This is a genomic window from Actinomycetospora straminea (genome assembly GCF_028737255.1).
GTDB lineage: Bacteria > Actinomycetota > Actinomycetes > Mycobacteriales > Pseudonocardiaceae > Actinomycetospora > Actinomycetospora straminea.
Map to the genome: position 1 here is coordinate 69,187 of NZ_JAQZAN010000019.1, position 13,480 is coordinate 82,666.

Consider the following 13,480-nt stretch of genomic DNA (forward strand, 5'->3'; position numbering starts at 1 on the left):
GGCGTCCGGGGCAGCGGGGGATGTCAGCGACGTGCGAGCGTGCCCCAGGGGCCGTCCGGGGCCTCGGCGAGGCAGCAGGTGTAGCGGGCGGGCTGGGCGGTGGTCGTCATGGTCGTGACGCCCGGCACCACGCCGCCCGCGGTCGCCAGCGTGAGGGCGAGCGCGCGGCCGACCGCGCCGTTGGTGTGCGGGCCGGGTCCGAGCATCCCGGTGCCGTGGGACAGGCCGAGCCGCTCCGCGACCGGCCCGGTGACGATCACCGCGATCGCGGCGGTGCCGGTGGTCGTGGCGACCCCGAGCAGGTTGAGCTCCGGCACCAGGCACGCCGTCGCCGCCGCGAGCACGACGGGCAGGGCCGCCGGCGGGGCGCCCGCGAGCACGCAGCACGTGGCCGCGAGCCGCGGCGTCAGCTCGCCGAACAGCGGCGGCACCGCGCCGAGGACCGCGTCCGGGTCGGCGGTGCCGGCCAGCACCGCCTCGACCCGCGACGGCGTCGGCGGCACCACCGGGAGCCCGTCGCCGATGCCGTCGGCGAGCAGCGTCGCCGTCGCGTCGACGACGTCGGTGCCCTCGGGGACGGTCCTCACGGCACCCGGCGCGACACCAGCGCGGTGCCGCCGAACGACGGGATCCACGCCGAGTGCTTCCCGGCCCCGCCCGCGACGGCGAGGTGCAGGTTCTCCGGGGCGTCGCTGACCGTGTAGGCGTCCCCGTCGGGCTCGACGCCCCACTCGACGAACTGCCGCCGGTTGCCCGCCGAGACGTGGGAGACCGGGATGCGCGCGTGCTCCCACAGGTGCGCGCGGATCGTGTCGGGCGTCCAGCCGTCGCGGTGCAGCGTCGCGGCGTGCTCGGGGCCGAGCAGCAGCAGGTGCGGGCCACGGACGTAGACGTTGTTCGAGCCGGGCTGGGCCATCGTCCCGGCGACGGTCAGCAGGATCTCCGCGCCGGTGGTGCTGCCGTGGTCGTTGACGTTGTGCGGCGGCTCGGCGGCCATGACGGACACGACGCCCTCGTCCGCACCGAAGCCGCGGCGCACCGCGAGCGACTCCCAGGGCGAGTCCGACTCCCCGAAGCAGAACGTGTACTTCGCCGGCGAGCCCTGCGTCGAGCGGTCGAGCACCCCGGGCCGCGCGCCGCCGACGTGCAGCAGCACGAGCGAGAGCGCCCGCCCGATCACCGCGTTCGCGCGGGTGCCCTGCCCGAGGCAGTTGCCGCCCGCGTTGATCCCCAGCGCGTCGCACACCGGGCCCGAGACCAGCACCATCGGCGCGCACGGGTGCGTCGTCGCGAGCGTGCCGTGCAGGTTGTAGGCCTCGTCCTGCACGGCGTCGAGGGCGGCGAGCACCACCGGGAGGTCCGCGGGCCGGCAGCCGGCCATCACCGCGTTCGCCGCGACCGAGCGCAGCGTCGGCGTCACCCCGCGCGGGGGCAGCGGACCGAGGTGGGGCAGGTCGGGCGGCAGGGCGGCCAGCATCGCCGCGACCCGCTCCTCGGTCGGCGGGACCGTCGGCAGCCCGTCGCCCCAGCCGCGCTCCTCGCAGGCGGCCGTCCAGGCCCAGGCGTCGTCGACGTCGGGCAGATCCAGGACGTCGGTCACGACAGCTCCCCCATCGACCGCAGCTCCGCCACGACCCCGGCGTAGGCCGTCTCCGTCCGCCCCGCGAGCTCGTCGGGCGAGAGCCCGCCGACGGGGTGGTCGACGACGACGAGCCGCGGCTCGGCGCGGCGGGCCGTCGCCTGCGCCTGCACCAACGGCAGGAACGACGAGGTGACGACGAGGATCGAGCGCACGCCGCGGCGCTCGAGCTCCAGCGAGTCGTGGAGACTCCACGACGAGCACGAGCCTCAATCACCGATGGCGACGACGGCGAGCCGGTACTGCGCGGCGAGGTGGTCGAGCAGCGCGGGGTCGGCGCCGACCGCGGCGCTCGGCTTGGCCTCCAGCCCGTTCGGCCCGAGCCCGTGGTCGTCGGCGAGGCGGCGCCCGATGGCGGCGAGGATGTCGTGGGCGCCGGGCTTGGAGTTCGACAGGCCGCACAGGGCTCCCGCGGCGCCGTCGGCGGCCGCGACCACGGCGACCGTGTCCTCCGGCGCGGTCCCGGACGTCGGGTCGACGATGCGCATCAGGCCTCCTCGAGGTGGGCGACGACCGCGCGCCCGGCCCGCAGGCCGTCCGCGGCGGCGGTGAGCAGGTACCGGTCGGCGCCGGTGACGTCGCCCGCGGACCACACCGGGGCGTCCGCGGGCAGCCCGTCGAGCAGCTCCCGGCGCGGGTCGGCGTGGGTGTAGACGAAGACCCCCGACGCCTCGAGGACCTCGCCGTCGTCGAGGCGCACGGCGCCGAGCGTGCCGTCGCCCTCCAGCGCGGCGACCGCGGCCGACCGCACCTCGACGGCCCCGGCCAGGCGGCGGCCCATCGACGCCGACCACGACGGCGCGGTGCTCACCAGCGTCACCCGCTTCGCGATCCCGGCGAGCTCCAGCGCCTCCTGCGCGGTCCACCCGTCGTCGCCGACGACCACCACCTCGCGCCCGGCGTGCAGCGGCCCGTCGCAGGTCGCGCAGTGCGACAGGCCGCGGCCCTCCCACGCGTCGGCGTCGGGCACGTCGAGGCGTCCCGGCGTGCGCCCGGTGGCGACGACGACCGCCCGCGCCGTCACCGGGCCCTCGGCCCCGTCGACCGTCAGCGGGTCGGCGCGCAGGCCGGTGACCTCGCCGTACGCGATCTCGACGCCGCGGTCCACGACGTCGGTGAGCAGCGCGCCCATGAGGTCCGGACCGGTCGTCGGCGCGCCCGGCCAGTCGGCGAGGGCGCCGAGGTTGATCAGCTGCCCGCCCGGCGCGAGCGCGTCGTGGGCGACGACGGCGAGCCCGCGGTCGGCGCAGGCCCGGGCCGCGGTGAGACCGGCGATGCCCGCCCCGACGACGACCACGTCCCACTCGGTCACCGGACCTCCTCGATCCGCCGGCTCACCGGCACGCCCTGCACGTGGTTCTGCACGAAGCCGCGGGACTGGTTGCGGCTCGCGTTGCCCGCCAGCACGATCCCGATGTCCGCGGCGCGCGGCACCATCGGCACGAGCCGGTCGGGGTGGTCGCCGGCGTAGCGCTCGTCGAGCTCGCCGGCGGCGACGGCCGCGTCGAGGTCGAAGCTCGTCGAGCCGACGTTCCACGCGCACGCCTGCAGCTGGCGCACCGGCACCCGCATGTGCTCGGCCAGGTGGGCGCGCAGCGCGTCCTTGTCGACGCCGAAGCCCGCGAGCGCCCGCGCCACCGCCGGCCCGAGCACGAGCAGCGGGTGGAACGCGCCGAACTCGATCCCGGTGTACGCCCACGGCCCGATCGCGTTGCCGAAGATCGTGGTCAGCGCGTCGAGGTGGTCGGCCGCGCTCTCGCCGCCGGAGTAGATGGGCGCACTGACCGCGACGACGCTCTGCACCGTGACGACGCTGTCGGCGTCGGCGAAGCCCCGGTCGACCCGGAACGACGGCCAGCCGAGGTCGCGCACCGCCGCGTCGTCCTCGGCCAGCGCGACGTGCCAGGTCGAGGCGATCGCGCCCTGGTCGGTCTGCCCGGGCGGGATGCGCAGGCCGGCGACGTTGCGCAGGTAGAGCCGCAGGAAACGCCCGACCGCGGTGTTCGCGCGCCGCCCGACCCGCAGCGCGCCCGTCCCGCTGTGGAAGCCGAGGCGCTCGACGACCGGGCCGGACAGCACCACCAGGGGCTCCCACCCCGGCGTCGACCCGGCGTCCTGCACCCGGAACGCCGGGTCGGCGACGCACGCGACGATCGCCAGCAGCACCGGCAGGTCCTGCGGCCGGCAGCCGGCCATGACCCCGCCCACCGCGACGCTGCGCACCGTCGCCCGCCGCAGCTCGGGGGCGAGGACGCCGAGCACCTCGTCGGGGTCGCGGCGGGTGTGGTCGAGGAACGCCGCGACGCGGTCCGGGGTCGGCGGGACGATCGGCAGGCCGTCGGTCCAGCCCCGCGTCTCGAAGACGTCGGTGATCGCGTCGAGGTCACCGCGCGCGACGATCTCGGTGGGTCCGTGGTCGACGGCGCCGGCGCCCGCGTCGTCGGCTCCCCCGTCACCACCATCGAGCGACGACGACCCCGCCACCAGCGCGTCCACCACCGCCGGCGCCACCTGCTCGCGCATCTTCGCCCGGAACACGTCGCCGGTGTCGGTGAGGATCACGCCCGGGTAGCTGACGATCGGGACGTGCCCGACGCCGAGCGACCGGCCGACCGCGCGGCCCATCCCCTCGAACCCCGCGCCGCCGATCGCGACCGCCGGCACCCCGGCGCGCTCGGCGGTGGCCGCTGCCCGCATCACGGCAGGCATGCAGGAGCCTCAAGCACCGACGGCGGCGACGACGAGGTCGACGCGGTGGGCGCGCAGCAGCTCGGGCAGCGCGTCGAGCACCCGGCGCTCCTCGGCGGCCGAGGCGTGGAAGTTGCCGAACTCCTCCCAGCCGACGAACGCGACGTCGCCGTGCCGCTCGCGCGCCACCTCCGAGATGACGTCGAACATCTCGGGGCCGCGGAAGAGCTCGTCCCAGAGGTAGGCGATCCGCCGGCCGCGCAGCGTCTCGGGGCGCTCGTGCTCGGCGACGTCGTCGACCTCCCGCGGCCCCAGCGGGCCCAGGACCTCGTAGCGCGGCTCGCTCACGGTGCTCCCCCTACTCGTCCGCGGTGATGACGCGACCGGCCCGGTCGCGCAGGAACAGGGCGGCGACGGTGACGATCGCCGCGCCGACGACGGCGATGCCGACCGCGATGCCGTAGCCGGCGCTCGTGGCCACGACGCCGCCGATGATCGTCCCGATGCCGGACAGGCCGCGACCCACGTTGTAGGCCGCCGCCGACCCCAGCGAGCGGATGCGGGTCGGGAACAGCTCGCCGAACCACACCCCGAAGATGCCGAAGTAGCCGAGGAACAGGCTGGACGCGAGGTAGAGCCACACGAAGTTGCCCAGCCCCTCGCCGCCCAGGGCCAGCGCGAGCATCACGGCGAACGTGACGGTCTGCAGCGCCGCGAACGCGACGAACACCGGCCGGCGACCGAAGCGGTCCGAGAGCCAGCCCGCGAGGATGAAGCCGACGAACGAGATCGCGGCGGCGACGTAGAGCACCGTGCTCGCGGTGCCGGCGTCGAGGCCGAGGTCGGTCTTGAGCATCGAGGGCATCCAGGCCGTCGCGGTGTAGGGCACCCACTGCGCACCGAACGCGACGACGAGCCCGACCAGCACGATCGGCAGCGAGTCCCGGGCCACGAGCTGGCGCCACGTCGACCGGGACGCCTTCGCCGCGGTGGCGTCGGTGAGCAGGCCCTCCGCCTTGCGCCGCTGCAGCTCCTCCCACTGCCGCGACTCCCGGCACGCGAAGCGGATCCAGACGCAGGCGAGCGCGGGCAGGACGCCGATGAGGAAGGCCACCCGCCAGTCGACGACGAGCTGGGCGACGAGCACGGCCAGCGCGTAGGCGGGCCACAGCGACGCCTGGACCAGGCCGCCGCCGAGGCCGCGGCGCTTCGGCGCCCACGCCTCGTTGAGCCAGGCGAACCCGACCGCCCACTCGCCGCCGGTGCCGACGCCGGTGAGCACGCGGAGCACGACGAACACCGCGAAGTTCGGGGCGACGAAGACCAGGCCGGTCGCGACCGAGTAGATGAGGATCGACCAGATGAGGGTCCGGCGGCGCCCGTAGCGATCGCCGAGCCAGCCGAAGAGCACGCCGCCGATCGCGGAGCCGACGAGCTGGCCCGCGATGGCCACCCCGAACACGCCGGCCGAGACGCCGTAGTGCGCCATGATCGCGCCCGCGAGCAGCGTCGGGAGCATGAAGTCGAAGTACTCCATGCCCCAGCCGAGGCAGGCCGCGCCGAGGATGCGGCGGCGCTCGCCCGGGGTGTACTCGGGCGACTCCGTGATCGTCGCGGTCGTGGTGGTGCCGCCTGCTGCCGGCGGGCGGTCCTGCTCGGCGGTCATCGGCTCCTCCGCTCCCGACGAGCGCGTCGGTGCGCGCCGGTCTCCGCGGCGGAGGTTAGGTGGGTCACACCACACAAGTCCAGAGAGGATTGGATACGATCTCGGCTACGACCGGGGCGGCAGCCCCAGCGCGGCGTGGAGGTCGGCGACCGTGTGGTCGCGGTGCGCGTCCATGAGCGACACCACCGCCCCGAGATCCCCCCGCCGCAGCGCGGTGATCATCCTGCGGTGCTCGCGCACCACCCGGGACCGGCCCGCGGAGTCGTAGAGGTGGACGGTCCGGTAGGGCTCGCTGCGCCGCCAGAGCCGGGCGATCTCGTCGACGACGAGGTCGAGGCCCGAGAGCCGGAACATGGCGAAGTGGAAGGCCTGGTTGGCCGCGACGATGCCCGCGACGTCGACCCGCTCGACCTGCTCGCCGATCGCCTCGTTGAGGCTGGTCAGCTCGCGGAGCTGCGCGGCGGACAGGCGCGGCAGCGCGCGCAGGACCTCGGTCTCGAGGGCCCGGCGCATGAGGTAGACCTGCGCGAGCTCGTCGGCGTTGAGCCGCGCCACGGCGTAGCCGACGTGCGGCTCGTGGCGCAGGACGCCCTCGGCCTCGAGGGTCTTGAGCGCCTCGCGCACCGGGATGCGGCTCACCCCGAGCCGCGCGGCGAGCGTCTCCTGGCGGACCTGCTGGCCGGGCACGAGCTCGCGCGAGCGCAGCATCCGGCGGATCTCCTCGACCGCGCGCTGCACGCTCGTCGCCCGCCGCGCGGGCTCCGTCTCGGTACCGACCACGCCCCCACCTCCCTCCGGCAAAGCGTAACGAGCGCGGGGTCCGGCGCGGGTGTGCCGCCATTGGATACGAAACGGTGTTCGATCGGTTGTGTCGTCCCGGTCGGTCGACCTAGGTTCGGCGCGTGGGTCCCGTCGACGCTGCCGCCACCGACTGGCACCGGGTGCTCGCGCCGCGGTCGGTCGCCCTCGTCGGCGCGACCGGGCGCGCGGACAACCCCATGGCGCGCCCGCTGCGCTGGCTCACCGAGCGGGGCTTCGCCGGGCGGGTGCACCCGGTCAACCCCAAGTACGACGAGCTGGGCGGCGTGCCCTGTGCACCCTCGCTCGCCGACGTCCCGGGCGGCGTCGACCTCGTGCTCGCCCTCGTGCCCGCCGAGCGTGCCGCGGCGACGGTCACCGAGGCGGGGGCGGCCGGCGCCGCGGCGGTGATCGTGTTCGCCTCCGGCTTCGCGGAGGTCGGCGACGAGGGCCGGGCGCGCCAGGAGGAGCTGGTCGCCGCCGCGCGGGCCGCCGGCACCCGCGTCCTCGGGCCCAACTGCCAGGGGCTCTACGACGCCCGCAGCCGCCTGTTCGCGACCTTCACCGGCGCCGGCGAGCGCCCGCTGACCGGCTCCAGCGGCATCGCCTACGTCGGGCAGAGCGGCGCCATCGGGGGCGCGGTGCTCGACGTCGCCGCCGAGCGCGGGCTGGACCTGTCGGCGTGGGTGAGCACCGGCAACGAGGCCGACGTGACGCTCACCGAGGTCGGCCGCCACCTCGTCGCCGACCCCGACGTCTCCGTGCTCGCGGTCTACGCCGAGTCGCTGCCGGACCCCGGCGACTACGCCGCGCTCGCCGCCGAGGCCGCGGCCGAGGGGACCGCGCTGGTGGTGCTGCGCTCGGGGCGCTCGGCGCCGGGGCGGCGGGCGGCCGTCTCGCACACCGGCGCGATGCTCGGCGACGACACCGCGTTCACGCTCGTCTCGCGGCGGTTCGGCGTGGTGCTCGTCGACGACGTCGAGGAGCTGCTGGCCGCGGCGACGATGCTGCGGGGGCGCCACGGACGGCGCCGCCCGACCGGGCGCTCGGTCGGGCTCGTCACCAGCTCCGGCGGCGCCGGCATCCTCGCCGCCGACCGGGCCAGCGAGGCCGGGCTCGCCGTGCCCGAGCTGGACGAGCGCACCCAGGCGAAGCTCGGGCGCCTCGTCCCCGCCTTCGGCGCCGTCGCGAACCCGGTCGACGTCACCGCCCAGCTGTTCAACGACGGCGGCTCGTTCGGCGAGGTCTGCGGGATCGTGCGCGCCGACCCGCACGTCGACGCGGTGCTCGTGCTGCTGACGATGCTCGTCGGGGAGGCCGCCGACGCCCTGGCCCGCGACCTCGCCGCCACGGTCGCCGAGCAGGGTCCCGACGCCCCGCCCGTCGCCGTCGTCTGGATGGCCGGCGAGGACGGCACCGCGCCCGCCCGCGCGGTGCTGCGCGCGGCCGGGGTGCCGGTGTTCTCGTCGATCGCGCTCGCGGTGCGGGTGCTCGACGCCGTCGCCGCCGGGCCCGGGGCCGCGCCCGCGCCGCTCGATGCCCTCGACCCCGTGCCCGGCGACGGCTGGGACCTCCTCGACGCCCTCGGGGTGCGCCGGCCCCGGTCCGCGATCAGCACCGACCCCGCGCACACCGCCGCGGCGGTCGCCGAGCTCGGGGGCCGCGCGGTGCTCAAGACCGAGGGGCTCCCGCACAAGACCGAGGCGGGCGCGGTGCGCCTCGACGTGCCGACCGACGCCGCCGCGTCCGTCCACGCCGAGCTCGCGGCCCTGCCCGGCGCGACCGGCGTGCTCGTGCAGGAGCGGGTCCCGGACGGGGTGGAGCTGCTGGTGTCGGTCGACGGCGGGCGCGACGGCTGGCCGCCCGTGCTGACCGTCGGCCACGGGGGCACCGCGACCGAGGTGCACCGCGACGTCGTCCACGCCCTCGCGCCGGTGACGCCGGCGACGGCCCGGTCGATGCTCGCGTCCCTGCGCTGCTGGCCCCTGCTCGCCGGGCACCGCGGCGCGCCGGGCGCGGACCTCGACGCCGCCGTCGACGCGATCGTCCGCCTCTCGCGCGCCGCCGGCCTCCCCGGCCTCGCCGAGCTCGAGGTGAACCCGCTGGTCCTCCCGCCGGCGAGGAGTACCAGCCTGGCGTCCACGCTGGCACTGGACGCCAGGATCGCCACCCGCTCGGATCCGCGACACGCCGGGCAGGCTGTCGCCGTGGACGTGCTCAGGACGGAGACCTAGTGGGCAGCATCGGTCTCGAGATCACCGGCGGCGTGGCGCTGCTGACCGTCGACGCGCCCGAGGTCCGCAACGCGCTGACCCCCGCGATGGGCCGCGAGCTGGCCGCGGCGTGCGAGGCCGTCGACGCCGACCGCTCGGTGGGCGCCGCCGTGGTCCGCGGCGCGAACGGCACGTTCTGCTCGGGCGCCGACCGCCGCACCTGGAACCCCGGCGCCGACCAGGCCGAGGACGCCGCGTTCCGCGACACCGGCGCGGTCTACGGCGCGTTCCGCCGCGTCGGCACGCTCGCCGTCCCGACGATCGCCGCCGTGCGCGGCGCCGCGGTGGGCGCGGGGCTGAACCTGGTGCTGGCCACGGACCTGCGCGTCGTCGCCCGCGACGCCCGCCTGCTCGCGGGCTTCCTGCGCATCGGCCTGCACCCCGGCGGCGGCTTCTTCACGATCGCCTCCCGGAGCGCCGGGCGCGAGGCGACGGCGGCGATGGGCCTGTTCGGCGAGGAGATCGACGGCACCCGGGCGGCGGAGCTCGGGCTGGCCTGGCGGGCGGTCGACGACGCCGAGGTCGAGGACACCGCGCTCGCGCTGGCCGCGGTGCCGGCGCGGGACCCCGACCTCGCCCGCGAGGCCGTCCGCTCGTTCCGCACCGAGACCGGCCCGCCGGGCCTGCCGTGGGACGCGGCCGTGGAGTTCGAGCGCGCGACGCAGATGTGGAGCCAGCGCCGGCGCGCGTCCCGGGAGGACAACCGATGATCTTCGACCCGACCCCGCTCTCCCCCGCCGAGGAGGAGCTGCGCGCCGAGGTGCGCGCCTGGCTCGCCGACGTCCTGCCCGACGACTTCCGCCCGGGCCTCGGTCTCGGCAGTCGCCACGACCCGGAGTTCACCCGCGCGCTCGCGCAGCGCGGCTGGGTCGGCATGTCGATCCCCACCGAGTACGGCGGCGCCGGCGCGAGCACCGTCCGCCGGTTCGTCGTCATCGAGGAGCTCCTCGCCGCGGGCGCCCCGATCGCCGCGCACTGGATCGCCGAGCGCCAGACCGCGCCCGCCCTGCTGCGGTTCGGCACCGAGGAGCAGCGCCGCTGGTTCCTCCCGCGCATCGCGGCCGGCGAGTGCTGGTTCTCCCTCGGCATGAGCGAGCCCGACGCCGGCTCCGACCTCGCCTCGGTGCGCACGACGGCCACGCCGGTCGACGGGGGCTGGCGCGTCACCGGCACCAAGGTCTGGACCACCAACGCCCACCTCAACCACTTCGCCGTCGTCCTGTGCCGCACGAGCCCGCAGGGCGACGGCGACCGCCACGCGGGCCTGTCGCAGCTGATCGTCGACCTCGGCGCCGACGGCGTGCAGGTCTCGCCGATCCCGCTGATCGACGGCGAGGAGCACGTCAACGAGGTCGTCCTCGACGGGGTGTTCGTGCCCGACGAGCGCGTCCTCGGCGAGGTCGGGCAGGGCTGGGCGCAGGTGACCGCCGAGCTCGCCCACGAGCGCTCCGGCCCCGACCGCTACCTCTCGGTGCTCGGGCTCTACCGGGCGTTCCTCGCGGTCCACGGCCGCGATCCCGACGCCGTGCGCGCCGCCGCGATCGGACGGATCGGCGCGCAGCTGTGGGCCATCCGCCAGCTCTCGCTCGCCGTCGCCCGCTCGCTGGAGCAGGGCGAGGCGCCCGCGGTGGAGGCGTCGCTGGTCAAGGACGTCGGGACGACGTTCGAGCAGCAGGTCGTCGAGACCCTGCGCGACGTCGCCGGCGGCGAGATCGACCCGGGAGGCCCGACGATGTTCGACCGGCTGCTGGCCGAGTGCGTGCTCAACGCCCCGACCTGGACGCTGCGCGGCGGGACCACCGAGGTCCTGCGCGGCATCGCGGCCAAGGCCCTGACGAGGAGCGCGCGGTGACGGCGACCCTGGACGTGACCGAGGTCCGCGACGCCGTCGCCGACCTGCTCGCCGACCGCGTCACCCCCGCCGTCCTCGAGGACGCCGAGCGTGAAGGCTGGGCCGCCGGGGTGTGGGAGCCGCTGCACGCGGGCGGCTTCACGACGGTCGGGGTGCCCGAGGCGGCCGGGGGCGCGGGCGGCTCGGTGGCCGAGGCGTGCGCGGTGCTCGAGGCCGCGGGCGCGGCGTCCGCCCCGGTGCCGGTCGCCGAGACCGGGCTGCTCGCCGGGCGCCTCCTCGCCGCGGCCGGGATCGCGCTGCCCGACGGGCCGCTGACCACGGGCACGGGCGAGGTCTCCTTCGACGGCCGGGCGCTCAGCGGACGCCTCGCCCGCGTCGCGTGGGCCCGGCAGGCGGCGCGGATCGTGCTCATCGCCGACGGAGCCGACGGAGCCGACGCAGCCGACGGAGCCGACGGAGCCGACGGCTCGCCCGTCGTCGCCGTCGTCGACCCGGCCGCCGCCCGGATCACCCCCGGCACCAACCTCGCCGGCGAGCCCCGCGACGCCGTCGACCTCGACGGCGTGGTCCCCGAGACGACGGCCCCGGCCCCCGCCGACGCCCGGGAGGCCCTGGCCCGGCGCGGGGCGCTGGCCCGCGCGGCGATGATCGCGGGCGCGGCCCGGCGCGTCGGCGAGCTGACCGTGGCCTACACCGGTGAGCGCGTGCAGTTCGGCCGCCCGGTCTCGCGGTTCCCCGCCGTCGCCGACCACCTCGTGCGCATCGCCGAGCAGGTCGAGCTGGCCGCGATCGCCGCGCGGTCGGCGGCGGCGTCGGCCCGGGACGGCGAGCCGGCGGCGCTGGAGGTGGCCGCGGCGTCGGCCGTCGCGTCCGAGGCGGCGGGGCTCGTCGCCGCGGCCGCGCACCAGGCGACCGGGGCGATGGGCGTGACCCGGGAGTTCGCGCTGGGCGTCCTCACCCGGCGGCTGTGGTCGTGGCGCGACGAGTGGGGTGGCGAGCGGGCCTGGTCGACGCGCCTCGGCCACACCCTCGCGGCGGGCGGCCCGGAGGCGCTGTGGCCGACGCTGTCGCGAGGGGTGCGGGGATGAGGACCGAGAACGGGCTGGTCGTCGAGGTCGCCGACCGGGTGGCGACGGTGACCCTCGACCGCCCCGAGCGCCTCAACGCCCTCTCGACCGGGCTCCAGCGCGACCTCGTCGCCGCGTTCGACGGGTTCGTCGACGACCCCGACGTGTGGGTCGTCGTGCTGACCGGCGCGGGCGGGAAGGCGTTCTGCGCGGGGGTCGACCTGCGGGAGATCCGCGAGAACGACGCGTCGTCCGACAAGGGCCTGCGCCCCATGGGCGGAGCGTCGCGCAACGTCTTCGAGACGGTCCTCGAGTGCACCAAGCCGACCATCGCCGCGATCAACGGCTGGGCCCTGGGCGGCGGCTTCGAGCTCGCGCTGGCCTGCGACATCCGGCTCGCCGCCGAGCACGCGCGGGTCGGGCTCCCGGAGGCCAAGCGGGGCATGGGCGCGAACGTCGGTGCCCACCTCGTCGGCCGGATGCTGCCGCCGGGCGTCGCCTACGAGCTGCTCTACACCGGCGACGACCTCGCCGCCGCCGACGCCGCGCGCTGGGGCCTGGTCAACCGCGTGGTGCCCGCTGCGGAGCTCGCGAGCGATGCGGCATCGCTGGCGTCCCGGATCGCCGCCAACGCCCCGCTGACCGTCCGCCGGTACAAGGCCGCGCTCGGCAAGGGCGGCTCGCTGCCGCTGTCGGCCGCCCTGCGCCTCGACGTCGGCCCCGACCCGTACACCAGCGAGGACCGCGTCGAGGGCGTCGCGGCGTTCGTCGAGAAGCGCGATCCGGTCTGGCGCGCCCGCTGAGCCGTGTGACGTACGTGACGCGCGGCACCCGGACGAGCGGGTATCCGCGTCCGTGGACGTCACCGTGTTCGGCGGCACCGGCAAGATCGGGCGCCTCGTCGTTCGCCGCCTCCTGGACGAGGGTCACCGCGTCACCGCGCTGGTCCGGTCGCCCGAGAAGCTGGCCCTCGAGAGCGATCGCCTCGAGGTGATCGTCGCGCAGCTCGACGACGAGCCCGCGATCCGCAAGGCCGTCGACGGTGCGGACGCCGTGATCAGCGCGCTCGGCCCGGCCGTCGACCCGTTCCTGCGCAGCGGCCCGCTCACCGCGGCGATGCGCACGATCGTCGCGGCGATGCACGAGGCCGGCGTCCGCCGCCTCGTCGCGCTGAGCACCGTCAGCGTGCCCGACCCCCGCGACCGCCCGAGCCTGGTCGAACGGCTCGTCCCGGCCGGGATCGGGTTCCTGATCCCCGGGGCGCTGGAGGAGGTCCAGGGCATGGCCGAGGCCGTGACGACGTCGGACCTCGACTGGACGCTCGCCCGGATGTTCGCCCCGATCGACATCCCGTCCAACGGCACCCTGCGCGCCGGCTTCCTCGGCCGCGACGACGTGGGGACGCCGATGGCGCGCACCGACGTCGCCGCGTTCCTCGTCGACCAGCTCACCGACGACCGCTTCGTCGGCGCCGCGCCGGCGATCAGCAACTGACGC

General features: G+C 76.6%; 13 protein-coding genes. 6 read left to right on the forward strand and 7 right to left on the reverse strand.

Going from position 1 to position 13,480, the window contains the following annotated elements:
* Positions 1-23: 23 nt before the first annotated feature.
* From PH190_RS23065 to PH190_RS23105, 7 genes are all read right to left on the reverse strand, one after another.
* On the reverse strand, positions 24-587 hold the full coding sequence (locus tag PH190_RS23065) for a hypothetical protein (RefSeq protein ID WP_274233867.1): 564 nt from the start codon (positions 585-587) through the stop codon (positions 24-26).
* On the reverse strand, positions 584-1,600 hold the full coding sequence (locus PH190_RS23070; RefSeq protein ID WP_274233868.1) for a hypothetical protein: 1,017 nt from the start codon (positions 1,598-1,600) through the stop codon (positions 584-586). The genes PH190_RS23065 and PH190_RS23070 overlap by 4 nt, the downstream gene beginning before the upstream one ends.
* The gene (locus tag PH190_RS30880; protein ID WP_420791697.1) at positions 1,597-2,127 is read right to left on the reverse strand and encodes a UGSC family (seleno)protein; all 531 of its coding nucleotides are present in this window, start codon (positions 2,125-2,127) and stop codon (positions 1,597-1,599) included. Before PH190_RS30880 ends, PH190_RS23070 begins: the two co-directional genes overlap by 4 nt.
* Positions 2,127-2,951 (reverse strand): NAD(P)/FAD-dependent oxidoreductase, encoded by an 825-nt coding sequence (locus tag PH190_RS23085; RefSeq protein WP_274233871.1) that lies wholly within the window; start codon positions 2,949-2,951, stop codon positions 2,127-2,129. Before PH190_RS23085 ends, PH190_RS30880 begins: the two co-directional genes overlap by 1 nt.
* Positions 2,948-4,675, reverse strand: a complete 1,728-nt coding sequence (locus PH190_RS23090) for a UGSC family (seleno)protein (protein ID WP_420791698.1) — start codon at positions 4,673-4,675, stop codon at positions 2,948-2,950. The genes PH190_RS23085 and PH190_RS23090 overlap by 4 nt, the downstream gene beginning before the upstream one ends.
* Before the next feature lie 10 nt (positions 4,676-4,685).
* Entirely contained in the window at positions 4,686-5,993 is a 1,308-nt protein-coding gene (locus tag PH190_RS23100; RefSeq protein WP_274233874.1) for an MFS transporter, read from the reverse strand.
* A gap of 105 nt (positions 5,994-6,098) precedes the next feature.
* The gene (locus PH190_RS23105) at positions 6,099-6,773 is read right to left on the reverse strand and encodes a GntR family transcriptional regulator (protein WP_274233875.1); all 675 of its coding nucleotides are present in this window, start codon (positions 6,771-6,773) and stop codon (positions 6,099-6,101) included.
* A 122-nt stretch (positions 6,774-6,895) separates the two neighbouring features.
* Here PH190_RS23105 and PH190_RS23110 point away from each other — a divergent pair, with 122 nt between their 5' ends.
* Genes PH190_RS23110 through PH190_RS23135 form a run of 6 tightly spaced genes read left to right on the forward strand, consistent with a single transcriptional unit; the run spans position 6,896 to position 13,477 of the window.
* On the forward strand, positions 6,896-9,025 hold the full coding sequence (locus PH190_RS23110; RefSeq protein ID WP_274233876.1) for an acetate--CoA ligase family protein: 2,130 nt from the start codon (positions 6,896-6,898) through the stop codon (positions 9,023-9,025).
* Entirely contained in the window at positions 9,025-9,774 is a 750-nt protein-coding gene (locus PH190_RS23115) for an enoyl-CoA hydratase-related protein (RefSeq protein WP_274233877.1), read from the forward strand. The genes PH190_RS23110 and PH190_RS23115 overlap by 1 nt, the downstream gene beginning before the upstream one ends.
* On the forward strand, positions 9,771-10,916 hold the full coding sequence (locus tag PH190_RS23120; RefSeq protein ID WP_274233878.1) for an acyl-CoA dehydrogenase family protein: 1,146 nt from the start codon (positions 9,771-9,773) through the stop codon (positions 10,914-10,916). Before PH190_RS23115 ends, PH190_RS23120 begins: the two co-directional genes overlap by 4 nt.
* On the forward strand, positions 10,913-12,004 hold the full coding sequence (locus PH190_RS23125; RefSeq protein WP_274233879.1) for an acyl-CoA dehydrogenase family protein: 1,092 nt from the start codon (positions 10,913-10,915) through the stop codon (positions 12,002-12,004). The genes PH190_RS23120 and PH190_RS23125 overlap by 4 nt, the downstream gene beginning before the upstream one ends.
* Positions 12,001-12,786: an enoyl-CoA hydratase/isomerase family protein gene (locus PH190_RS23130; protein WP_274233880.1), complete on the forward strand. Its 786-nt coding sequence runs from the start codon at positions 12,001-12,003 to the stop codon at positions 12,784-12,786. Before PH190_RS23125 ends, PH190_RS23130 begins: the two co-directional genes overlap by 4 nt.
* A 52-nt stretch (positions 12,787-12,838) precedes the next feature.
* On the forward strand, positions 12,839-13,477 hold the full coding sequence (locus tag PH190_RS23135) for an NAD(P)-dependent oxidoreductase (RefSeq protein ID WP_274233881.1): 639 nt from the start codon (positions 12,839-12,841) through the stop codon (positions 13,475-13,477).
* The last annotated feature ends 3 nt before the right edge of the window (positions 13,478-13,480 follow it).

Coding starts and splice junctions, on each gene's coding strand:
- PH190_RS23100 (WP_274233874.1), bottom strand. CDS start 5,993: ATGACCGCCGAGCAGGACCGCCCGCCGGCAGCAGGCGGCACCACCACG.
- PH190_RS23120 (WP_274233878.1), top strand. CDS start 9,771: ATGATCTTCGACCCGACCCCGCTCTCCCCCGCCGAGGAGGAGCTGCGC.
- PH190_RS23130 (WP_274233880.1), top strand. CDS start 12,001: ATGAGGACCGAGAACGGGCTGGTCGTCGAGGTCGCCGACCGGGTGGCG.